Source organism: Nocardioides glacieisoli, from assembly GCF_004137245.1.
In the GTDB taxonomy this organism is placed as follows: Bacteria; Actinomycetota; Actinomycetes; order Propionibacteriales; family Nocardioidaceae; genus Nocardioides; species Nocardioides glacieisoli.
In genome coordinates, this window is sequence record NZ_SDWS01000004.1 from 109,127 (window position 1) to 130,156 (window position 21,030).

Here is a 21,030-nt window from a genome sequence, read left to right on the forward strand (position 1 = left end):
CGGCTCCCGCGGAGCGCAGACGACCAGAAGCGAGACGGTGGGCATCGCTGGCTTCGCGTACCCCACGTCTGACCTCTCACTGCCGACGGCGCCACCCACGAGCTGCACAGGCGGACCTCGGAACGATCCCTCCACGCGGCGATGCTGTCAACACGCGTCTGACCTGCGACGACGCGCGAAACCGCAGGTCAGCGCGTCGTGCTCGGCACCGGATTGTTTCGTTCAAATCTGGCCGCCATCGGCGTGTCGCCGAGGACACGCCGAGGCCGTGTGCATCGGCGGCGAAAGCGGTCTAGGACGACGGCGGTACGACGACCGTGCCGGTCGCCGTGGTCGCCACGACCGGCGGGTCGAGGACCTCCGCCGCGCCCGGAGCGGCGTCGGTCGGAGCACCTCGGCTGACGACGTGGACGGCGAAGTCCATCACTCGGCTCCGGGTGCCCTCCTTGACCAGGGTCGCCGTGATCTCGAGGACGTCGCCGGCCCGCACCGGGGCCCTGAACTGGACGTCGGAGTAGGACGCGAACAGTCCCTCGTCGCCGTCCAGGACGATGCACATCTCGGTGGCGACGTCGCCGAAGAGACCGAGGCTGTAGGCCCCGTCGACCAGGTTGCCGGCGTAGTGCGCGTGGGAGTAGGGCACGTAGCGGCGATGGGTGACGACGGTTCCGACGCGGGCTTGATCGGTCGCGCTCATGAGGCCTTCTCTCCGCTGGTGGGTCTGGTGAGTCGGTGCACGATGAAGGACGCGACCTCGCCCGGCGTCGTACCCCTCGTGAAGACGCGGTCCACGCCGAGCTCGCCTGCCATGGTCTCGTCGAAGCGGGGCCCACCGACGACGAGCAGCGGCCGCTTGGCCGCGGGGTAGGCCTCGCGGAACGCTGCCGACATCTCCCGGGTGTTGAGCAGGTGCGCGTCGCGCTGGGTGACGACCTGGGAGACGAGGACGGCGTCGGCCTTCTCCTCGCGTGCGGCCTCGACGAGCTGCGGCACGGACACCTGGGCCCCGAGGTTGACCACCTTGAGCTCGCGGTAGTACTCCAGGCCCTTCTCGCCGGCGAAGCCCTTGATGTTGAGGATCGCGTCGATGCCGACGGTGTGGGCGTCGGTGCCGATGCACCCGCCCACGACGACCAGCCGGCGGCGCAGCGAGCTCTTGATGGCGGCGTTGGCCTCCTTGGGCGTGAGCAGCGGGTAGTCGCGCTCGACGACCTCGACGGTGCTGGGGTCGACGAGGTGGTTGACCCGGCCGTAGACCACGAAGAAGGTGAAGCCCTCCCCCATCGGCTTGGCGTGCACGACGAGCGCGGGGTCCATGCCCATCTTGTTGGCGAGCTGCGCCGCGGCGCCCTCGGCCACCTTGGAGTGCGCGATCGGGAGGGTGAAGGACAGCTGCACCATCCCGTCGCCGGTGGTGTCGCCGTAGGGCCGGATGAGGCCGGTGCTCATGGGGTCTCCAGGATCTCGGTCGCCGGGTTGTAGTAGTCGGCCGCCTTCTTCGCGACCCCGTCGAGACCGCGGCCCTTGTCGGCCGGCCGCTTCATCAGGCCGAACGTGCCGTCGGCGATGGCGGCGAGCAACGGCGGGTCGCCGGCGGCGTCGCGGTCGTCCTTGATGTCCTGCAGCAAGGTGATGGCCTCCCCCAGCACCTCGCGGGCGCGGCTGGCGATGAAGCCGTCGGGAGACGGGTGGAAGTCCTCGTGCAGGTTGCCGGCGGCGTTCATGACGTAGCGGACGTTCTGCAGGGCGAGGTCGCGGTCGGAGATCCACGGGGTCACGACGGCCTCGGTCATCATCCCGACGAGGAGGATGCCCTGCCCGGTCATCGCTCCGACGAGGTTGAAGAACCCGTCGAGGAGGTAGCCCTTGAAGATGTCGCCGGTCATGTGGCGCGTCGGCGGCATCCACTTGAGCGGCGCGTCGGGGAAGAGCTCCCGGGCGAGCATCGCGTGGGCTAGCTCGAGGCGGAACGAGTCCGGCACTTCTGGGTCGATCTCGAACGCGTGGCCCAGGCCGAGCTGCCAGTCCTCGAGGCCGGCCTCCTTGGCGAAGTACTCGTTGAGCAGCTGGCTCGTCGTCACCGTGTGCGCGGCCTCGACCGCGTCGGCAGTGGTGAGGTAGTTGTCCTCGCCGGTGTTGATGATGATGCCGGCGCGGGCGTGGACCTGGCGGCTGAAGCGCTGGTCCACGAACGTGCGGATCGGGTTGATGTCGCGGAAGAGGATCCCGTACATCGAGTCGTTGAGCATCATGTCGAGCCGCTCGAGACCGGCCAGCGCCGCGATCTCCGGCATGCAGAGGCCGGAGGCGTAGTTGGTGAGCCGGACGTATCGGCCGAGCTCCCGCGACGTCTCGTCGAGGGCCGCGCGCATCAGGCGGAAGTTCTCCTGGGTGGCGTAGGTGCCGGCGAAACCCTCGCGCGTGGCGCCCTCGGGCACGAAGTCGAGCAGCGACTGCCCGGTGGAGCGGATCACCGCGATCACGTCGGCGCCCTCGCGAGCGGCGGCCTGGGCCTGCGGGATGTCCTCCATGATGTCGCCGGTCGCGACGATGAGGTAGATCCAGGGCTTGCTCGGGGCGTCGCCGACCTTCGCGATCATCCTTTCGCGGGCGGTGCGCTGCCGGTCGATCTGCTTGATGCCGGCGGCGACCGCCTTGCGCGAGGCCGCGCGGGCGCGCGTCGCGTCCTTGCCCGCCGGGATCCGGAACGTGACCGAACCGGCGGCTGCCTTCTGGGCCAGGGTGAGCAGGTCGTCGCCCTCCCCGCGCAGCAGGGCGTCCCAGACCGGGAGGCTGACGCCGTGCTCGAGCTCGACGTCGGCGCGTACGGCGTCGGCGAGACGGTTGACCCACGGTGTGCCGTCGGGGTCCGCGCCACCGAGGCCGGCCAGGCGCAGCGTGGCCCGCTCGACACTCACCGTCGTGTGCTGCGTCGCGAGGTCGACGATCGGCTTGCCGACCTGGCGGGCGAGCGTCCTCGCCTTGCGGACGTCGGCCTTGTCGATGCCGAGCTGGCTGGTCCTCTTCTTCGTGAGCGCCATCAGAGCCTCCGCTCGAAGAGTCCGCGGACGCCGGCATCGGCCCGCAACAGCTCCATGGCGTACGCCGCGTGGCCGGGGACGTAGCCGTTGCCGACGAGCATGCGCACGTCGGCCGCGAGGCCCTCGGCGCCGAGCGCGGCCGCACTGAAGCTCGTGGCCATCGAGAAGAAGATCACGGTGCCGCCCTCGGCGGTCGCGAGGATCGCGCCGCCCTCGCAGCCGGGCACGTCGACGCAGACGACCGTCACGTCGGCGGGACCACCGGCCTCGGTGACCGCGTCGCGCAGGGCGATCGGGTCGCGGGCGTCGGCGATCGCGACCACGTCGGCGACACCTGCCCCGGTGAGGAGCTCGTGCTCACCGGCGTGCGGGACGACGCCGATCGTGCGCGCCGCGCCTGCGGCGCGCGCAGCCGCGAGGCTCAGGGAGCCGGACTTGCCCGCTCCACCGATGACCGCGATGGTCGGCGCGCTGGCCCCGTCCTGCTGGGCGCGGTCGACGTACTCCCCCACGACGCGGGCGGTGAGGGCCGGTGCGCCGCAGACGTCCATCACGCTGAGCGACAGGGCGGGGTCGAGGTCGTCGGGGATGACGGCGGCGATCGAGCGGCCGAAGAGCACGGCGTAGCCGTCGCACGGCACCTGCTCGCTGCGGCCGTCCCAGGCGGCGAGGCCGTCCTCGATGACCAGCGGGGTGAGGGTGAGGCTGACGAGGGTGGCGACCCGGTCGCCCACCGCCAGGCCGAGGGGCGACTCCGGGCCGACCTCTTCGACGGTGCCGACGAGCATGCCGCCGGAGCCGGTCACGGGGTTCTGCATCTTGCCCCGCGTGGCGACGATGTCGAGCACCTCCGCGCGGACGGCGTCACCGTCGGTCTCGCCGTACTTCGTGTGGGCCCGCTCGAGCTGGCGGAAGGACGCGGCGTCGAGGTTGAGCCGCTCGACGCGCACGCGGACCTCGTCGGGCCACAGCTCGGCGCGGGGGTCGAGGCGTTGGGCGGCCTGCGGGAGCACGACGCCGTCGTCGAGGACGCGGTGCAGGCCGGTGGGATCGCCGGTGCGGATGCCCGTCGACGCATTCATAACAGGTAGTCCTTCTCGTCAAGCACCAAGTACACAGCAAATCTTGCGGCGCGGCATTGGACTGGCCGCAGGAACTCCGCGTAGCATTCCAGATGTGTCGCCGCACACACAACCGGCGCGCCGTCATGCCCTTGCAAGGAGACCCCATGAGCATCGAGACCGCCACCCAGCTGGACGGCGCCCTCTCCACCGGACAGCCCTACCCCTACCAGCGGGTGGAGCTCGTCGAGCCCGACTGGAGGCGCTTCCCGGGCTGGAAGGACGTCACCGCCGAGGAGTGGGCCTCCGTGCAGTGGCAGCGTGCCCACTGCATCAAGAACGTCAAGCAGCTGCGCGAGCTGATGGGTGATCTCCTCGACGAGCGGTTCTACGCCGACCTCGAGCGCGACCAGGCCGAGCGTGCCACCATGTCGATGCTCGTGCCGCCGCAGATGATGAACACCATGGCGCCGGCCGTCGAGCCGCACGGGCCGGGCTCGCTCACCGACGACTTCTACGTCGACCCGATCCGGCACTACATGATCCCCGTGTTCTCCGACCGCCGCACCGACTGGTCCTCCCACCCGCACGCCGCGCGCGACTCGCTCCACGAGCACGACATGTGGGCGACGGAAGGGCTGACGCACCGCTACCCGACGAAGGTGCTCGCCGAGCTCCTGCCGACCTGCCCGCAGTACTGCGGCCACTGCACCCGGATGGACCTCGTCGGCAACTCGACGCCGGTGATCGAGAAGCTGAAGTTCGGCGGCAAGCCCAACGACCGCATCGGCGACATGCTCGACTACCTCCGTCGTACGCCCTCGGTGCGCGACGTCGTGGTCTCCGGCGGCGACGTGGCCAACATGCCGTGGCCGCGCCTCGAGGCCTTCCTCACCGAGGTGATGGAGATCGAGAACATCCGCGACATCCGGCTCGCGACCAAGGCGCTCATCGGCCTCCCGCAGCACTGGCTGCAGCCCGACGTCGTCGAGGGCGTCAACCGCGTCGCCACGATCGCCCGCTCGCGCGGCGTCTCGCTCGCGATGCACACCCACACCAACCACGCGAACTCCGTGACGCCGATCGTCGCCGAGGCGACCCGGGCGATGCTCGACGCCGGCCTGCGCGACGTACGCAACCAGGGGGTGCTGCTCGACGGCGTCAACGCCGACCCGCACGCCCTCCTCGACCTGTGCTTCCGCCTGCTCGACGGCGCGCAGATCATGCCCTACTACTTCTACATGTGCGACATGATCCCGTTCTCGGAGCACTGGCGAGTCTCGGTCGCCGACGCGCAGCGGCTGCAGCACCACATCATGGGCTACCTGCCCGGTTTCGCCACGCCGCGCATCGTGTGCGACGTGCCGTTCGTCGGCAAGCGCTGGGTGCACCAGCTCGCCGACTACGACACCGAGCGCGGCATCTCCTACTGGACGAAGAACTACCGCACGTCCATCGAGGCCACCGACGACGAGGCCCTCTCGCGCTACTACGAGTACTACGACCCGATCCACACGCTGCCCGAGTCCGGCCAGCAGTGGTGGGAGCAGCACGGCCGCCTCGACGAGGCCTCGCTCAAGGCCGCGGAGATGGCCGAGGCCTCCCGGCGTACTGCCGCCCTCCAGGCCTACTGAGGCGGGGCTTTTCAGTGATCCCCGGTCAGCCGGGGATCACTGAACATGTCGGCCCGTGCACGGCCTGACAAGTTCAGCGGACCCCTATCAAGTAGGCCGCGGCCACGCCTCAAGGTAGCCATTCGGTGTCCACAGGCGCATGGCCGCGGCACTTGTCCCCAGGGCGCCGCTATGTCGCTCGCACGCTCGGATTGCACCGGCCATGGTCAGTTCCATGGAGGCACGACTGCGAGCACTGGTGGCGGAGCACGGGGTGTTCACGCGCAAAGAGGCCCTGGCCGCCGGCTACCACGACCACGCGATCCAAGGATTGGTCCGGAATGGCGCGTGGGTGCGCGTGCGGCGTGGAGCGTACGTCTTCGGTGACGGCTGGGCAGGGCTGAGCGACAACCAGAGGTACGCGATCCTGTGCCGCGCCGCCGTACGACAGGCGCGGACTCACGTGATCCTCAGCCACACGAGCTCAGCCGGCGAGTACGACGCTCCGCTGTGGGAGTGCGACCTGTCCACGGTGCACCTGACGCGGTCCGACGAGCGTGCCGGGCGAGCGGAGGCCGGCATCGTCCAGCACCGGGGCGTCCTGGAAGAGGGCGACACGGTCCAGCGCAACGGACGGGAGGTGATGAGCGCGACGCGCACAGCGCTCGAGCTCACTCTGGTGCTCGACGTCGAGCACGCCCTGGTCGAGATCGACCACCTGCTCCACCGTGGTCTGACGACCATCGAAGAGCTGAGGACGCGCTACGAGTCGATGACGCACTGGCCGCGGAGCCTTGCCACTGACCTCGTCCTTCGTCTTGCCGACGGGCGTTCGGAGTCCGTGGGCGAGACCCGAGCGCGCTTCCTGTGCTGGGCGCAACACCTCCCGGCGCCGATCCCCAACTATCCGATCCATGACGAGCGCGGTGTGGAGATCGCGCGGGTCGACCTGGCGTGGCCGCACCTGGGCGTGTTCCTCGAGTTCGACGGCAAGGTGAAGTACCTGGCGTACCGGCGCGAGGGAGAGTCCGTCGTGGACTGCGTTCTTCGCGAGAAGCAGCGCGAGTCACGAATCTGCGAGATCACCGGGTGGAGGTGCATCCGCATCGTCTGGGCTGACCTCTACAAGCCGGCCGCCACCGCGTCGCGCATCCGCACGTTGTTCCTGCGCCCGGCCGCGTGAGGCCACCTGTCGGCCGCTCGCTGAACCTGTCGGCCCGTGCACGGCCTGACAAGTTCAGCGATCCCCGGTCAGCCGGGGATCACTAAGTAGGTCTGCGGAGGGCAGACACGGCTATTCCACCGGGCGGTTCTCGTAGGGCGTCGAGAGCACGATCGTCGTCCGGGTCGAGACACCGGCGGCACCGCGGATGCGGGCGAGCAGGTCCTCGAGGTCGCGAGGGGTGGCGACGCGGATCTTGAGGATGTAGGACTCGTCCCCCGCCACCGACCAGCAGGACTCGATCTCCGGGATGCTCCGCAGCCGGTCGGGATAGTCGTCGGGCTGCGAGGGATCGATCGGGGTGATCGAGATGAACGCCGTCAGCGGACGGCCGAGCTGGTCGTGGTCGACGGTGGCGCCGTAACCCGTGATGAGGCCGCGCTGCTCGAGCCGCTTGACCCGCTGGTGCACGGCCGAGGTGGACAGGTCGGTCGCCTTGCCGAGGTCGGTGTAGGACATGCGGCCGTCGACCGCCAGCAGGGACAGGATCTGCCGGTCCTTGGACTCGACCTCGGAAGCACTCACCTCGCCAGACTAGTGCGAGCCCGACAGTGCCTGCACCAGCCGCACGGCTGACGAACCGAGGTCCCACTTCTCGTCCAGGGCCATGACAGCGTCGTGGTCGGCGGGCGTCCGCGGCCGGGTGGTGTCCGGCGAGCCGAGGTCCAGGTCGCGGCGTACGGCGACCACCTCGGGTGCGACGTCGAGGTAGTCGAGCGCCTCCTTGATCTTCCCGCGCGGACCGGGCCCCATGTCCGAGTCGGGATCGCTGGCGGCGGCGACCACCGCGTCGATCGTCCCGAACCGGTTGAGCAGGGTCGCGGCGGTCTTGTCGCCCACGCCCGCGACGCCGGGCAGGCCGTCGGACGCGTCGCCGCGCAGCGTCGCGAGGTCGGCGTACTGGCGGGCGTCTACGCCGTACTTGTTGCGCACCCAGGCGTTGTCGACGCGCTCGTGCTTGCTGACGCCGCGGGCGACGTAGAGCACCCGCACCTCGGCCTCGTCGTCGACGAGCTGGAACAGGTCGCGGTCGCCGGTGACGATGTCGACGGGCATCCCGGCGCCGGTGGCCAGGGTGCCGATCACGTCGTCGGCCTCCATCTCGGGGTGGCCGACGACGGCGATGCCGTAGGCCTCGAGCACCGACAGGATGATCGGGATCTGGGTCTCGAGGGGATCCGGCACCTCCTCGACGTCGGGTGTCGAGCCCGGCCGCGCGGCCACCACGCGGTGCGACTTGTAGGACGGGATCAGGTCGACGCGCCACTGCGGACGCCAGTCGTCGTCCCAGCAGCAGACCAGATGGGTCGGGTCGTACTCCCCCACCAGCCGGCTGATGAAGTCCATCAGCCCGCGCACCGCGTTGACGGGTGTGCCGTCGGGCGCCTTCATCGAGTCGGGCACGCCGAAGAACGCGCGGAAGTAGAGCGAGGCGGTGTCGAGCAGCATCAGGCGGCCAGATGGAGTGGTCACGTCAGGGAGCCTGCCACAGCGCGATCACTCCGCCAGCACGCTGTAGGCGATCACGCCACGCTTGAGCGACTTCGCCGCGGCCCTTGCCGTGGTGCGCACGGCGCTGTCACCGGCCGCGTCGGCGACCTGGCCGCAGAGGTCGAGCAGCTGCTTCATCCAGCGCACAAAGTCACCGGCGGACAAACCCGTCACCATCAGCACGTCGTCGAGGTCGTCGCCCTCGGCCCAGCGCCACGCCGCCCAGGCGAATCCCATGTCGGGCTCGCGGAGGAAGTCGAGCTTGTGGTCGCGCTCGAGTGCGTCGAGCTGTGCCCACACGCGGACCAGCTCCGCGAGCACCGGACGCACCTGGCCGCCGGGGATCTTCGGCGACGACGCGTCGTCGGCGCGCCGTGCCTCGAAGACGAGCGCCGACAGGACCGCGGCGAGCTCGGAGGACGTGAGGTCCTCGAACAGCCCGGCCCGGATCGCCTCGGCCGCGACGAGGTCCATGTCGGTGTAGATGCGCCGCAGGTGGGACCCCTCCTCGGTGACCTTGTCTCCGTCGAGGTAGCCGAGCGCGGTCAGCACGTCGCAGACCCGGTCGAACGTGCGCGCGACGGTGTTGGTGCGCGTCTCGACACGGCGCCTGAGCGTCTCGGTGTCGCGCTCGAGCTTGAAGTAGCGCTCGGCCCACCGCGCGTGGTCCTCGCGCTCGGGGCACTGGTGGCAGGGGTGCGCCTTGAGGTCGGCGCGCAGCCGCCCGATCTCGCGGTCGGCCGGTGTGTCCGCGAAGGAGTCCTGCTTCGTACGACGCGGGGCTGGGGCGTCGTCGTCGCGGGCCCGGGCACGCAGCTGGGTCGCCAGGTCGCGCCGCATGGCCGGGTTGCGGCCGTTGAAGCTCTTCGGGATCCGCATCCGCCCGATGGCCTCGACCGGGACCGGGAAGTCCATCGCCGCCAGCCGTCGGGCCTGGCGGTCCGCCGTCACGACGTAGGGACGCGGCTCGTCCCCGGAGTGACCCGGGTCGATCACGACCGCGAGGCCGCTGAACTTGCCGGCCGGGACCTTGATCACGTCACCGGGTCGCAGCCGCCCCAGGGACGCCACGGCCTCGGCCCGTCGGTCCTGACGGCGGTCGCGGGCCGCGCCCTTCTCGAGGTCGGTGATCCTGCGGCGCATGGCGGCGTACTCCATGAAGTCGCCGACGTGGCAGTGCGCCGCGTCCCGGTAGCCCTCGAGGGCCTCCTCCGCCTTGTGCACCTGGCGGGCGAGGCCGACGACGGCCTTGTCGGCCTGGTACTGCGCGAACGACTGCTCCAGCAGCTCGCGCGAGCGGGCACGGCCGAACTGGTGCACGAGGTTGACCGCCATGTTGTAGGACGGCCGGAACGACGAGCGGAGCGGATACGTACGTGTCGAGGCCAGGCCGGCGACCTCGCGGGGGTTCATCCCGGGCTGGTAGAGCACGACGCCGTGGCCCTCGATGTCCAGGCCGCGACGACCGGCCCGACCCGTGAGCTGGGTGTACTCCCCCGGGGTCAGGTCGGCGTGCGTCTCGCCGTTCCACTTCGACAGCTTCTCGATGACCACCGTGCGGGCGGGCATGTTGATGCCGAGGGCGAGGGTCTCGGTCGCGAAGACGACCTTGACCATCCCTTCCTGGAACAGCTCCTCCACCACGTGCTTGAAGGCGGGCAGGATGCCGGCGTGGTGCGCCGCGATGCCGCGCGTCAGCCCGTCGAGGAACTCGTGGTAGCCGAGAACCTGGAGGTCCTCCTCGGGCAGGGTGCGCGAAGCCTCCTCGACGCGCGCAAAGATCTCGTCCCGCTCGGCGGCAGTCGTCAGCCGCACGTTGGCACCGACGAGCTGGCTGACGGCGGCGTCGCACCCGGCCCGGCTGAAGATGAACATGATCGCGGGCAGGAGGCCCTCGCGGTCGAGCCGCTCGACGACCTCGACCCGGCTCGGGATCCACACGCGGCGGCCGTTGCCGACGGCGCGCGGGTTCTTCGACGAGCCCGGCTTGCCCTTGCGCGGTGACTTGCGGTCCCGCATCAGCCGGGTGCTGGCCCAGTCGTCGCGCGCGATGCGGGTGAGCTCGTCGTTGACCGGCGCGCCCTCCTTCACGAACCCCGCACTCGCATCGACGTCGGAGGAAGCGAACAGGTCGAGCAGCCGGCGACCGACCATGACGTGCTGGAAGAGCGGGACGGGCCGCTTCTCCTCGAGGATCGTGGTGGTCTCGCCCCGGACGGTCGCCAGCCACTCGCCGAACTCCTCGGCGTTGGAGACGGTGGCCGACAGCGACACCAGCGTGACCGACTCCGGGAGGTGGATGATGACCTCCTCCCAGACCGCACCGCGCATCCGGTCGGCGAGGTAGTGCACCTCGTCCATCACGACGTAGCCCAGGCCGAGCAGCGTGCGCGAGCTGGCGTAGAGCATGTTGCGCAGCACCTCGGTGGTCATCACGACGACCGGTGCCTCGCCGTTGACGACGTTGTCGCCGGTGAGCAGGCCGACGTTGTCCGCGCCGTAGCGCTTCACCAGGTCGTGGTACTTCTGGTTCGACAGTGCCTTGATCGGCGTCGTGTAGAACGCCTTGCGCCCGGTCTGCAGCGCGAGGTGGATCGCGAACTCGCCGACGATCGTCTTGCCGGAGCCGGTGGGCGCGGCGACGAGCACGCCCCGGCCCTCCTCGATCTCCTGGCACGCGCGCACCTGGAAGTCGTCGAGCTCGAAGCCGTAGAGGCCGGAGAACTCCTTGAGCATCGGGTAGGGCTTCTCGCGCTGGAACGCGGCATAGCGCTCGGCGGGCGTCAGGTCCTGGTCACTCATGCGATGACCTCCAGTGCGCCGGGGTCGCACGTCACGGTGAGGGGCAGCGGGCCGAAGCGCTCGCCGTCGGCGTACGCCACGATGCCGGGCGCGGCGACGGTGACCGAGCGCACCCGCCGGTGGACGTACTCCGCGACGCCACCGATCTTGCCGGTGAACAGGCGGGGATAGGACCGCACCAGCTTGGGCTTGCTCATCCGGGTGATCACCACGACGTCGAGCAGGCCGTCGTCGAGCAGGGCACCCTCGGTGATCCGCAGGCCGCCGCCGAACGACGGGCCGTTGCCGACGGCGACGAGCATGGCCTCGTGCTCGACCGTCTCGACCCCCTCGTCGCTCTCGAGCTGGAGGACATAGGGCAGCGGCCGGAACGTGCGCAGCTCGGCGAGCGTGGCGAGGTTGTAGCGCATCTGTCCCCTGGGCCAGGTCATCGCGTTCGCGCGCTCGTTGACGATCGCGTCGAATCCCGCGGCCAGCACGGTGACGAACCAGCGGTCGCCACTGCGGGCCAGGTCGATGGTGCGCCGCCGCGAGGCGATCACCCGGTCGGCGGCAGCAAGCGGGTCGGTGCGCGGCAGGCCGAGGTAGCGGGCGACGTCGTTGCCCGTGCCGCTGGGGATCAGGCCGAGGGGTACGCCGGTGCCGGCGACTGCCTGCACGCCGAGGTGCACGAGGCCGTCGCCACCACAGAGCACGAGCGCCTCGACACCGTCGGCGACGCAACCGCGGGCGAGGTCGAGCGCCTCGTCGCCGTCGCGGCCCTGGAGGTTGCGCACCACGAACCCGCTCTCCCGCAGCCGGGCCAGGGCCACGTCACGGTTGCGCGCGCCCTTCCCCTTGCCGGACGTCGGATTGGTCAACAGGGCGATCTCGCGACCCCGGACGGAGCCGTCCGAACGTGACGGATCGAGCATGAGCGCGACCCTATCCCCCAGTCCTAGGTGCTCAGCCGCAGCAACGCGGCGTAGCGCTCGGCGCGTGCGCCCACGGCTCGCGCGAGCCGTCCGAGGGCGTCCAGGACGAGGTCCGGACCGAAGCCCGTGCCGGGCACCGCGAGCACCAGGCGGGGACCGTCGGCGGTGCCGAGGCTGCCGATCACGACCTGTCCGTGCCGCCAGGCCTGGTGCACCCGCAGGCGGGTCGCGTCGTCGACCACCGGCTCCGGGTACGCCTCGTCGACCGCCAGGAGGTCGCACACGATCTCGGCCGCCTCGCCTGCGTCGTCGCCGGTGGTCAACCGCCCGCGCACGTGGTGGCCGGTGCGCAGACCGGCCTCGGCGCGCCAGACGACGTCACGGGTGCCGAGCCACTCGGGCAGGTCGAACGGATCGATGTCGGTCATCGCGGCCTGCATGCGCCCCACCCTGTCAGAGGCGGCCGTGCTGTCGTCAGAGTGGGGACAGCTCGTCAGGCCCGAGCCCGGCGTTCGGCGCCCTGCTGGCGCGGCGCCGGTCATTGATCCGGGCGATCGCCTCGGAGGCGAAGAAGAGCAGCACCATGGGCCCGGCCATGAGGGTCATCGTGAACGGATCGGCGGACGGCGTCGCGACGGCCGCGAAGACGAAGGTGCCGATGATGATCCAGGGCCGGTAGGCCTTGAGCGAAGCGCCCTTCACCACGCCCGCGAAGTTGAGCAGGACCACGAACACGGGGATGTTGAACGACAGACCGAACACGAAGAGCGTGCGCGTGAAGAACTGCAGGTAGTCGTTGAAATCGATCAGGTTCGTCACGTTGTCGGGGTTGAAGCCGATCAGCACCTTGAGCGCCACCGGCAACGTCACGTAGCCCAGGACGACCCCGCCCAGGAAGAGGGGGCCGGCGACGCCGGCGAAGATCCGGCTCATCTTGCGCTCCTGCGCATAGAGCCCGGGCAGCACGAAGGCCCAGATCTGGTAGAGCCAGTAGGGAGCGGTGACGGTCGCTGAGGTGAAGCCGCAGAGGGTGAGCCACAGCAGCAGGCCGGCACCCGCCCCGCTCGTGGTCGCCTCGGTCGTGCCGTCCGGGAGCTGCTCCTGCGCATCTAGGTAGGGGCCGTAGACGAGGTCGATGAGGGTGTGGCGGAACACCAGCGCCACAACGAGCACCACGACGAAGGCCACCAGGCAGCGCATGAGCCGCGCGCGGAACTCGCGGAAGTGGTCGGAGAGCGCCATCCGCCCGTCCGGGCCGACAGGATGCTGGGGTCCGCCGCGGAACAGGCCGGCGAGGCCGGCGATTCTCACCCGGGTCAGGCGGTGGTGTCGTCGCGCCGCTCGCGGACCACGTCACCGGCGGCGTCCGGGCGGGTCTCGGGGCGCGCGTCGAGGTTGCGGGCCTCGAGCTCGCGGGCCTCGATCTCGCGCTGCTCCGGCGTCGCCTTGGGGTCGGGACCGGTCCCGTCCTTGTCGCCGTCGCGCAGGTCCTTGGTCTCGGTCTTGAAGATCCGCAGCGCCTGGCCCGAGCTGCGGGCGAGGTCGGGCAGCTTGGCGGCACCGAACACGAGGACGACGATCGCGAGAATCACCAGCCACTCCAGCCCCTGGGGCATGCCGACCAGTGGGTTGATCATGAGGTCTCTCCAAGCGTGGGATTGCGGAATGAGGGCCCTGCAGTGTGCGTCACGAGTCTACGCCGTCCACCTGATAGAGGCGGAGGGTTGCCCGCGCTGTGGCGGTGAACGTTTCGGCGTAGTCGTCGGGGGCGAGCAGGGTCGCGTGCGGCGCGAGGCGCAGCAGGAGCGTGCGGACCCACTGCTCGCTGGCGACCTGGAGGTCGACGTCGACCGTGCCGTCGGGGCCGGGGCGCTGGTCGCTCACCTGGTAGTACTCGGTGACCCACCGCGCCGGCGGGGCGAGCCGCAGCGTGACGGTGCGCGTCTCGGAGTCGGTGAACCAGCCGCCGGTGAGGTCACGGGCGCGGGCACCCGGGTCGGCGACCGCCGACTCCAGCTCGGTCGCGGCGACGATGCGGTCGACCCGGAACGCCCGGTCGCCCTGTGCCGTGTGGCACCACGCGTCGAGGTAGAGCAGGTCCTCGACGCGGGCGAGTCCCCGCGGGTCGACGACCCGGCGGGACTCCTCGTCGCGCGACGGCACGTGGTAGGTGATCTCGGCCTGGTGGCCGTGCGCGATGGCGGACTCCAGGACGGGTACGACGGCGCTCGCCTCCAGCGCGGTCGGGTCGACGTGCAGCTTGAGCAGCCCCTCACCGTCCTGTCCGGCCGCCTCCTCGAGCTTGGCCAGTGTCCGCTGGATGACGTCGCGGGCCTCCTCCGGCGCGGCCTCGACCATCGTCCGGAGCGCCACGACGAGCGAGGTCGCCTCCGCGGGCGAGAAGCGCACGGGGCGCGCGAGGTAGTCGGCGTTGTCGACACGGATGATCCGGTCGCCCTCGAGCGCCTCGAGGTCCACCTCGATCAGGTCGCCCGGCAGCCCGGGCGAGACGCCGGTCATGAAGAGCAGGCGCAGGTCGCGCTCGATCTGGTCGGCATCGGTGCCGAAGTGAGCAGCGGCGTCGTCGAGGCGCACCTCTCCGCGGGCGAGCAGGTAGGGCACCAGCGCCAGGAGGCGCGCGACCTGGTCGGGTGCGGTGTCGGCGGGCTGCGTCGTCACCGGGCGCTCCCATCAACATCGGATCCCACGTCGGCTCCCACGCCGGCCACGGCACGCAGCCGCGCCACCACCTCGTCGCGCAGCGCGTCCGGGCCTTCGACGACGACGTCGGTGCCGTAGGTCAGCACCTCGTCGGACAGCTCGTGCACCGGACCTGACACCACCACGGCGTCCCAGCCGGGCTCGTCGTGCGGCTCGACCGACTCGGCCCGTCGGCGCAGTGCCACGCCTGTCCCGCGGCGCACCCGGAGCTCGGCCCGCACCGACGGGAACGACGGCGACAGGCGGCGCGCCACGGCTCGTACGTCGGTGCCGGCCGGCACGTCGTACGCACCGGACTTGCCGCTCGCCCGCACCGGGCCGACGATCCGCGAGAGCCGGAACACGCGCTCGGCGCCGCGGTCGACGTCGAACCCGACGACGTACCAGCGACCCGAGGAGCGGGCCAGGCCCCACGGCTGCACGCGCCGGGTGGTCGGCTCGGACTCGCTGGCGCGCTGGTAGGGGAAGCTGACCTGGCGGCGCTTGCCGACCGCGTCCCACAGCGGCTCGAAGGCCGGCTCCTCAGCGGTGATCGCCGGCGCGACGACCCCCAGCCGGGCGGGGTCGATCTCGACGCCCTGCCCCTTGAGCTTGGCGAGCGCGCGGGCCGTCGCCTTGGCGAGCGTCGCCTGCTGCCACACCTTCGCGGCCAGGCCGAGCACCGCGGCCTCGTCGGACTCGAAGCGGATCTCGGGCAGCGAGGTCTGCTCGGTGGGGATGCGATAGCCGATCTCGTCGTCGAAGAACGCGTCCGCGCTGCCGACCTCGATCATCGCGCCGATCTGGCGCAGCGCGTCCTTGTCGCGCTCGAAGGCGCGCTCGAACGCCTCGTCGCCGGCCGGACCACGGGCGTGCTCGGCGTAGACGGCATCACGGATGGCGTCCTTGCCGATGAAACGCTTCGCCCCGAGCAGCAGGATGTGCAGGTTCATCAGCCGCTCTGCTCGAGGCTGCGCCATGCCCTCTCCCCTGCCCTTCCCGGACCGACCGCGCGACTAGCTCGCGCCGAGGATGTCGATCACGAAGTAGAGCGTGTCGGTGCCCTTGATGCCGGCGGCCTCGTTGCCCTCCTCGCCGTAGCCGTCGGCCGGCGGGATCTCGAGGATCACCCGCGACCCCACGGTGCGACCGACGAGCCGCTCGTCCCAGCCCTTGATGACGCTGCCGGTGCCGATCGGGAACTCCGCCGGCTCCTTGGAGTACGACTCGTCGAACGGCGCGTCCGCGTCGTAGACCTGGCCGAGGTAGTCCACCGTGAGGGTCTGGCCCGTCTTCACGACCGCGCCGTCACCCTTGATGAGCGTCGTGGCGAGCAGGTTGCCGCTGGGCTCGCGTGCATCGGTGAAGTCGAGCCCGGTGATGACGCCGTCCTGCTCGATGAGCGTCGGTGCCCACTTGGCGGGTGTCTTCTCCTCGCCCTGCGGGCCGTCGAGGGCCGGGACGGTGTCCTTGCGGCCCAGGATGTCGACCACGATGAGCGCGGCGTCGCGGTTGCCGAGGTTGAACTGGGCACCGCCACCCTCGCCGAACGCCTCGTCCGACGGCGTCATCAGCACCACCCGGTCGCCGACGTTGTTGCCGACCATCGTCTCGGCGAGGAACGGGAGCACCTCGTCGCCGACCTCGAGGGACTGCGGCTCTCCCTTGCCGTCCTCGCCCCAGGTGCTCTGCGTCTCCTCCTCGGTGAATCCGTTGCCGATCCACCACTGGGCCTCGACGGTGTCGCCCTCGGCGACCTCCTCGCCGTCACCCTCGATGAGTACCTCGGTCTCGGTCTTCGTGCCGTCGAGCCGGCCGTCGAAGGTCACCTCGGGCGCCTTGCCATGCTCGCCCTCGATCGTGACCGAGCTCAGCGAGGCGCCTCCCTCGTCGGAGTCGCTCGAGTCGGAGCCGCACGCGGCGAGCCCGAGCAGGCTGAGGGCGAGGACACCGCTGAGGGCAGCGGAACGGACACGGGACACAGGTTCAACCTCATCAATTCGTCACGGCGTGGGTCGCGATGGTGCCGGGTCACCCTATCGAGCGATCCCTACATCCCGTCGATCAGCCTCTGCACCCGCTCGTCGTAGGCCTTGAACGGGTCCTTGCACAGCACCGTGCGCTGGGCCTGGTCGTTGAGCTTGAGGTGCACCCAGTCGACCGTGAAGTCGCGGCGGCGCTCCTGTGCCTTGCGGATGAACTCGCCGCGCAGCCGCGCGCGGGTGTTCTGCGGCGGCACGCTCTTGGCCTCGAAGATCTTGAGGTCGGTGGTCACCCGGGCGACCGCTCCCCGCTTCTCCAGCAGGTAGTAGAGGCCGCGACCGCGGTGGATGTCGTGGTAGGCCAGGTCGAGCTGGGCGATGCGCGCGTCACCGAGGGAGAGGCCGTTCTTCGCGCGGTAGCGCTCGATCAGCTTGTACTTGATGACCCAGTCGATCTCCCGGTCGACGAGTCCCAGGTCGTCGGACTCGACCGCCTTCAGCCCGCGCTCCCAGAGGTCGAGGGCCCGCTCGATGGTGGGTGTGGAGATCTGGCGGCGGTCGACGTAGTCGCGGGCCTTGCCGAGGTACTCCGCCTGGATCTCGAGCGCGCTCGCCTCACGGCCGTTGGCCAGGCGCACCTTGCGCCGACCGGTGGGGTCGTGGCTGATCTCCCGGATCGCGCGGATCGGGTTCTCCATGGTGAGGTCGCGCATCACCACGCCGTCCTCGATCATCCGCAGCACCAGGTCGCACGACGCGACCTTGAGCATGGTGGTGGTCTCGCTCATGTTGGAGTCGCCGACGATGACGTGGAGCCGGCGGAACCGCTCCGCGTCGGCGTGCGGCTCGTCGCGGGTGTTGATGATCGGGCGGCTGCGCGTGGTGGCGCTGCTGACGCCCTCCCAGATGTGCTCGGCACGCTGACTGACGCTGTACGACGCTCCGCGGGGCGTCATGACGACCTTGCCGGCGCCGACGACGATCTGCCGGGTCACCAGGAACGGGATCAGCACCTCGGCCAGCTTGCTGAACTCCCCTGCCCGGCCGACCAGGTAGTTCTCGTGGCAGCCGTAGGAGTTGCCGGCCGAGTCGGTGTTGTTCTTGAAGAGGTAGATGTCGCCGGAGATGCCCTCCTCGTGGAGGCGGTTCTCGGCGTCGAGCAGCAGTCCCTCGAGGATCCGCTCGCCGGCCTTGTCGTGCGTGACCAGGTCGACGATGTCGTCGCACTCGGGGGTCGCGTACTCCGGGTGGCTGCCGACGTCGAGGTAGAGCCGGGCCCCGTTGCGGAGGAAGACGTTGGACGAGCGCCCCCAGCTGACGACCTTGCGGAACAGGTAGCGGGCGACCTCATCGGGGCTCAGGCGGCGCTGGCCCTTGAACGTGCACGTGACGCCGTACTCGTTCTCGATCCCGAAGATCCGCCGGTCCATGTGCCCACCCTAGGCGCGTGGACCACGCCGGGCTGCTGCACTCGCCGCGGAAACCTGCCCGGCGAGCGCCTTGCCGCGCCCGTCTAGGTTGCGGACATGGCTGAGCCCGATCCCCGGACCCGCGCGACACCCGACTCCGCTCTCGACTCCTGGCCGTCCCACGTCGCCATGGCGGTGGCCACCGGGCTGGTCACGACGTACCTGCCGGTGCAGCGGTGGAGGCGCCCGGCCCGCTGGGCGCTGCACGGCGGCATGGCCGTCGCGGCCGGCGGAACCATGGCCCTGGCCCTCCGCCGTCCGGACAAGCTGCGGCGCGAGGGCGGCGGGCCGCGCGAGCCGCTGGAGCCACTGCCGACCGCAGTCCTCGCGACGGGGATCGCCGCGCTGGTGCTCGGTGCGAGCCGGGGCGGTCAGGCAGCCGACGAGTGGGCCGAGCGGAAGCTCGCTGCCCGGGGCGTACGCCGTCCGCGCGTGTGGATGGGTGCCGTCGCCGCGGCCGCCTCGCTCGCGATGAGTGCCTCCGACAAGCGTCGCGCCGCGCCGACGGCCACGGACCTCTCGTCGGAACCGGGCTGACTGCTCCCCGAGTGCCGACGGACCTCCCGGCCTTGGGGTCCGGGAGGTCCGTCGGTGGTCCGTCAGGTCAGCCGGCGCAGACCACCATCACCTTGAAGGTGTAGTTGGTGTCCGGGCTGTCGTTGCGCATCTGGACCCTCCATCCGGTGGCGGGACCGTGCTGGCCGTTGACCAGGTTGAGCGGGCGCGTGTTGTCGACCATGGGGTGTGAGGCGGTGACCGTCATGCGAAGCACGTTGGCCGGGTCCGGACCTCCGCCAACGGCTTCCATGCCGGCCGGGCAGTTGGCGGTGGCCGAGTTGAAGTCGTCCGGCGCCGTCGAGACGGACGACGCGACCACCGTCACGGTGTTGGTCGGTCCGGGGATGCCCTGGGCTCCGGCGGGACCAGCGGGACCGGCCGGACCTGCCGGACCGGCGGGCAGCTGTCCGGCGGCGAAGTCGCCGGCTGCCAGCGACCCGTCCTTGACCTTGGCGCCGGTGACGGCCCCGTCCTTGACGTCGGCGGTCTTCACCTGACCGTTCTTGATGTGCTTGGAGAGCACGCTGTTCTTGGCGAGCGTCACGGCTGCGTAGGACGTGCCGCCAGTCGCCACGACCAGGGCGAGGAGGGCGACGACGAGGGCGAGCGAGGGGCGCGGGAGACGGCGGCTGGTGGACATGTGGATCCTCTCGAGACGGTGCTGGAGACCTCAACGTAGAAGTCCGCGAGCGCCGCGTCGGTAGTGCCAGCCACACCCTTGGGGAGGTACGGGTGACCTTGACGTCCGGCACCGGCTCGGGTGAGCGTTGCCCCATGCAGGCCCGCCACCTCGTCGCCACAGTGCTCGTCGAGCCTGGCGCCGTGGAGGACCTCGAGCTGCGGGTGATGACCGACGACATGTGGCTGTGGCCGGTCCGCACGGCACCCGTGGTCGTCGACGGGGCCCGGATGGAGTTCCAGCTGCGGCGCCGGCTGGTCGAGCAACGGCAGGGCACGTGGGACGACGCCGCGGCGTGGACGCCGGCCTGGATCGGCTTCGGTGACGCCTGGCACGAGTTCGGCCCGGACGGCAACGTCCAGCCGTCGGGCCCGCTCCCCTGGGCCGCCCACCAGCGGCTCTGGAGCGCGCTGGAGGAGTTCGGCCCGCTCGTGCGCTACCGGCGACGGCTCAGCGGAATCCCGACGGTCGCCACCGATCAGTGGCCGGGGCTCAACGTCCGCTGACCGGCGGATCGCCAGGGTCGGGCGTCGGGGGCTGCGGTGCGGGCGGCTGGGGCTCGCCCGGCGCGACGGGGTCCGACGGCTCCACGGGGGTCGGGTCCTCCGGGGTGGCAGGCGCCGGGTGCACCGGCGGCGCGACCGGGGGCTCGCCCGTCACCGGGTCCTCCAGGGGCGGGACGTTGCCCGAGACCTGGTCGGTCGGGTCCTGCGGGTCGTCGACGCCGGTGTGGCGCGGCGCGGCGCCGGCGAGCACGTCCTCGGGCGAGGGCGCATCGGCGGTGCCCGCATCGCCGAGGATCTCGGTGAGGCGTGCCGCCCTCAGCCGCAGGAACTTCCGCGGCTGCGAGCGCGTGCGGTCGAGCGCGGCCACCTCGAGGGCGCTCGCCGGGATGACGCGGTCCTCGGTCTCGGAGTGCCCCAGTGCTGCGACGGCCACGCGGAGCGTGTCCTCCAGCGAGCTGCCGGCGACGTAGTGCTCGCGCAGGTGGCCCGCGACGACGTCGGCGGCACCGCCCATCACGGCGAAGCCGTGCTCGTCGGCAACCTGGCCGTCGTAGGTGAGGCGGTAGAGCTGGTCGTCCGCGGCGACGTCGCCGATCTCGGCGACGAAGATCTCCACCTCGTAGGGCTTCTCGCCGCCCGAGGAGAAGATCGTGCCGAGCGTCTGGGCGTAGGCGTTGGCCAGTCCCCGGCCGGTCACGTCGCGCCGGTCGTAGGCGTAGCCGCGCATGTCGGCGAGGCGGACGCCGGCGATGCGGAGGTTCTCGAACTCGTTGTAGCGACCCACCGCCGCAAAGGCGATCCGGTCGTAGATCTCGCTGACCTTGTGGAGCGCCTGCGACGGGTTCTCGGAGACGAACAGGATCCCGTCGGCGTACTGGACCGCGACGACGGACCGACCGCGGGCGATGCCCTTGCGGGCGAAGTCGGCCCGGTCCTTCATCATCTGCTCGGGCGAGACGTAGAACGGCATGGACATGTGAGCTGGCTCCTAC

General features: G+C 70.8%; 21 protein-coding genes. 4 read left to right on the forward strand and 17 right to left on the reverse strand.

All coding sequences use genetic code 11. The features are described 5' to 3' along the window. Positions 1 to 292: 292 nt before the first annotated feature. Genes kal through kdd form a run of 4 tightly spaced genes read right to left on the reverse strand, consistent with a single transcriptional unit; the run spans position 293 to position 4,123 of the window. A complete protein-coding gene (gene kal, locus EUA06_RS10310) occupies positions 293 to 697 on the reverse strand; it encodes a 3-aminobutyryl-CoA ammonia lyase (RefSeq protein WP_129475263.1) in 405 nt (134 codons plus the stop codon). Next, positions 694 to 1,449 carry a lysine 5,6-aminomutase subunit beta gene (gene kamE, locus EUA06_RS10315; RefSeq protein WP_129475265.1) on the reverse strand — a complete coding sequence of 252 codons (756 nt, stop codon included), beginning with the start codon at positions 1,447 to 1,449 and terminating at the stop codon, positions 694 to 696. Before kamE ends, kal begins: the two co-directional genes overlap by 4 nt. Next, positions 1,446 to 3,041, reverse strand: a complete 1,596-nt coding sequence (gene kamD / locus EUA06_RS10320; protein ID WP_129475267.1) for a lysine 5,6-aminomutase subunit alpha — start codon at positions 3,039 to 3,041, stop codon at positions 1,446 to 1,448. The genes kamE and kamD overlap by 4 nt, the downstream gene beginning before the upstream one ends. After that, positions 3,041 to 4,123 (reverse strand): L-erythro-3,5-diaminohexanoate dehydrogenase, encoded by a 1,083-nt coding sequence (kdd, locus tag EUA06_RS10325; protein ID WP_129475269.1) that lies wholly within the window; start codon positions 4,121 to 4,123, stop codon positions 3,041 to 3,043. The genes kamD and kdd overlap by 1 nt, the downstream gene beginning before the upstream one ends. 146 nt (positions 4,124 to 4,269) lie before the next feature. On the opposite strand from kdd, the gene EUA06_RS10330 reads away from it, so the two are divergent. Then, complete coding sequence (locus EUA06_RS10330; protein ID WP_129475271.1) at positions 4,270 to 5,736, forward strand: KamA family radical SAM protein; 1,467 nt, start codon at positions 4,270 to 4,272, stop codon at positions 5,734 to 5,736. Positions 5,737 to 5,950: 214 nt separating this feature from the next. Further along, positions 5,951 to 6,898: a type IV toxin-antitoxin system AbiEi family antitoxin domain-containing protein gene (locus EUA06_RS10335; RefSeq protein WP_165354336.1), complete on the forward strand. Its 948-nt coding sequence runs from the start codon at positions 5,951 to 5,953 to the stop codon at positions 6,896 to 6,898. 111 nt (positions 6,899 to 7,009) lie between these two features. Here EUA06_RS10335 and EUA06_RS10340 read toward each other — a convergent pair whose 3' ends face one another. The 11 genes from EUA06_RS10340 to pafA all read right to left on the reverse strand — a co-directional run bounded on the left by EUA06_RS10340 (position 7,010) and on the right by pafA (position 18,256). Continuing rightward, positions 7,010 to 7,462, reverse strand: a complete 453-nt coding sequence (locus tag EUA06_RS10340; protein ID WP_129475274.1) for an Lrp/AsnC family transcriptional regulator — start codon at positions 7,460 to 7,462, stop codon at positions 7,010 to 7,012. A gap of 9 nt (positions 7,463 to 7,471) precedes the next feature. Beyond that, complete coding sequence (locus tag EUA06_RS10345) at positions 7,472 to 8,410, reverse strand: 5'-3' exonuclease (RefSeq protein ID WP_340640789.1); 939 nt, start codon at positions 8,408 to 8,410, stop codon at positions 7,472 to 7,474. Between the two features lie 24 nt (positions 8,411 to 8,434). After that, entirely contained in the window at positions 8,435 to 11,230 is a 2,796-nt protein-coding gene (locus tag EUA06_RS10350) for a DEAD/DEAH box helicase (RefSeq protein WP_129475276.1), read from the reverse strand. Then, positions 11,227 to 12,144, reverse strand: coding sequence for a diacylglycerol kinase family protein (locus tag EUA06_RS10355; protein ID WP_129475277.1), 918 nt, complete (start codon positions 12,142 to 12,144; stop codon positions 11,227 to 11,229). Before EUA06_RS10355 ends, EUA06_RS10350 begins: the two co-directional genes overlap by 4 nt. 23 nt (positions 12,145 to 12,167) lie before the next feature. Next, on the reverse strand, positions 12,168 to 12,584 hold the full coding sequence (locus tag EUA06_RS10360) for a hypothetical protein (protein ID WP_129475279.1): 417 nt from the start codon (positions 12,582 to 12,584) through the stop codon (positions 12,168 to 12,170). Positions 12,585 to 12,618: 34 nt separating this feature from the next. Further along, complete coding sequence (gene tatC / locus EUA06_RS10365; protein WP_129475281.1) at positions 12,619 to 13,455, reverse strand: twin-arginine translocase subunit TatC; 837 nt, start codon at positions 13,453 to 13,455, stop codon at positions 12,619 to 12,621. 5 nt (positions 13,456 to 13,460) lie between these two features. After that, positions 13,461 to 13,781 (reverse strand): twin-arginine translocase TatA/TatE family subunit, encoded by a 321-nt coding sequence (gene tatA, locus EUA06_RS10370; RefSeq protein ID WP_129475282.1) that lies wholly within the window; start codon positions 13,779 to 13,781, stop codon positions 13,461 to 13,463. Positions 13,782 to 13,830: 49 nt separating this feature from the next. Next, positions 13,831 to 14,823 (reverse strand): helix-turn-helix transcriptional regulator, encoded by a 993-nt coding sequence (locus tag EUA06_RS10375; protein WP_129475284.1) that lies wholly within the window; start codon positions 14,821 to 14,823, stop codon positions 13,831 to 13,833. Next, a complete protein-coding gene (locus EUA06_RS10380) occupies positions 14,820 to 15,824 on the reverse strand; it encodes a helix-turn-helix transcriptional regulator (RefSeq protein ID WP_129475286.1) in 1,005 nt (334 codons plus the stop codon). The genes EUA06_RS10375 and EUA06_RS10380 overlap by 4 nt, the downstream gene beginning before the upstream one ends. A 36-nt stretch (positions 15,825 to 15,860) precedes the next feature. After that, the gene (locus tag EUA06_RS10385; protein ID WP_129475288.1) at positions 15,861 to 16,826 is read right to left on the reverse strand and encodes an FKBP-type peptidyl-prolyl cis-trans isomerase; all 966 of its coding nucleotides are present in this window, start codon (positions 16,824 to 16,826) and stop codon (positions 15,861 to 15,863) included. Between the two features lie 68 nt (positions 16,827 to 16,894). Further along, entirely contained in the window at positions 16,895 to 18,256 is a 1,362-nt protein-coding gene (gene pafA, locus EUA06_RS10390) for a Pup--protein ligase (RefSeq protein ID WP_129475290.1), read from the reverse strand. Between the two features lie 96 nt (positions 18,257 to 18,352). Between pafA and EUA06_RS10395 the strand changes: the two genes are divergently transcribed. Beyond that, complete coding sequence (locus EUA06_RS10395; RefSeq protein WP_129475292.1) at positions 18,353 to 18,832, forward strand: alpha/beta-hydrolase N-terminal domain-containing protein; 480 nt, start codon at positions 18,353 to 18,355, stop codon at positions 18,830 to 18,832. 67 nt (positions 18,833 to 18,899) lie between these two features. Here EUA06_RS10395 and EUA06_RS10400 read toward each other — a convergent pair whose 3' ends face one another. After that, positions 18,900 to 19,493: a hypothetical protein gene (locus tag EUA06_RS10400; protein ID WP_129475294.1), complete on the reverse strand. Its 594-nt coding sequence runs from the start codon at positions 19,491 to 19,493 to the stop codon at positions 18,900 to 18,902. Between the two features lie 134 nt (positions 19,494 to 19,627). Here EUA06_RS10400 and EUA06_RS10405 point away from each other — a divergent pair, with 134 nt between their 5' ends. Next, a complete protein-coding gene (locus EUA06_RS10405) occupies positions 19,628 to 20,038 on the forward strand; it encodes a hypothetical protein (protein WP_129475296.1) in 411 nt (136 codons plus the stop codon). Here the strand turns inward: EUA06_RS10405 and prcA are convergent. Further along, on the reverse strand, positions 20,025 to 21,014 hold the full coding sequence (gene prcA / locus EUA06_RS10410) for a proteasome subunit alpha (protein WP_129475297.1): 990 nt from the start codon (positions 21,012 to 21,014) through the stop codon (positions 20,025 to 20,027). The genes EUA06_RS10405 and prcA overlap by 14 nt on opposite strands. Between the last annotated feature and the right edge of the window lie 16 nt (positions 21,015 to 21,030).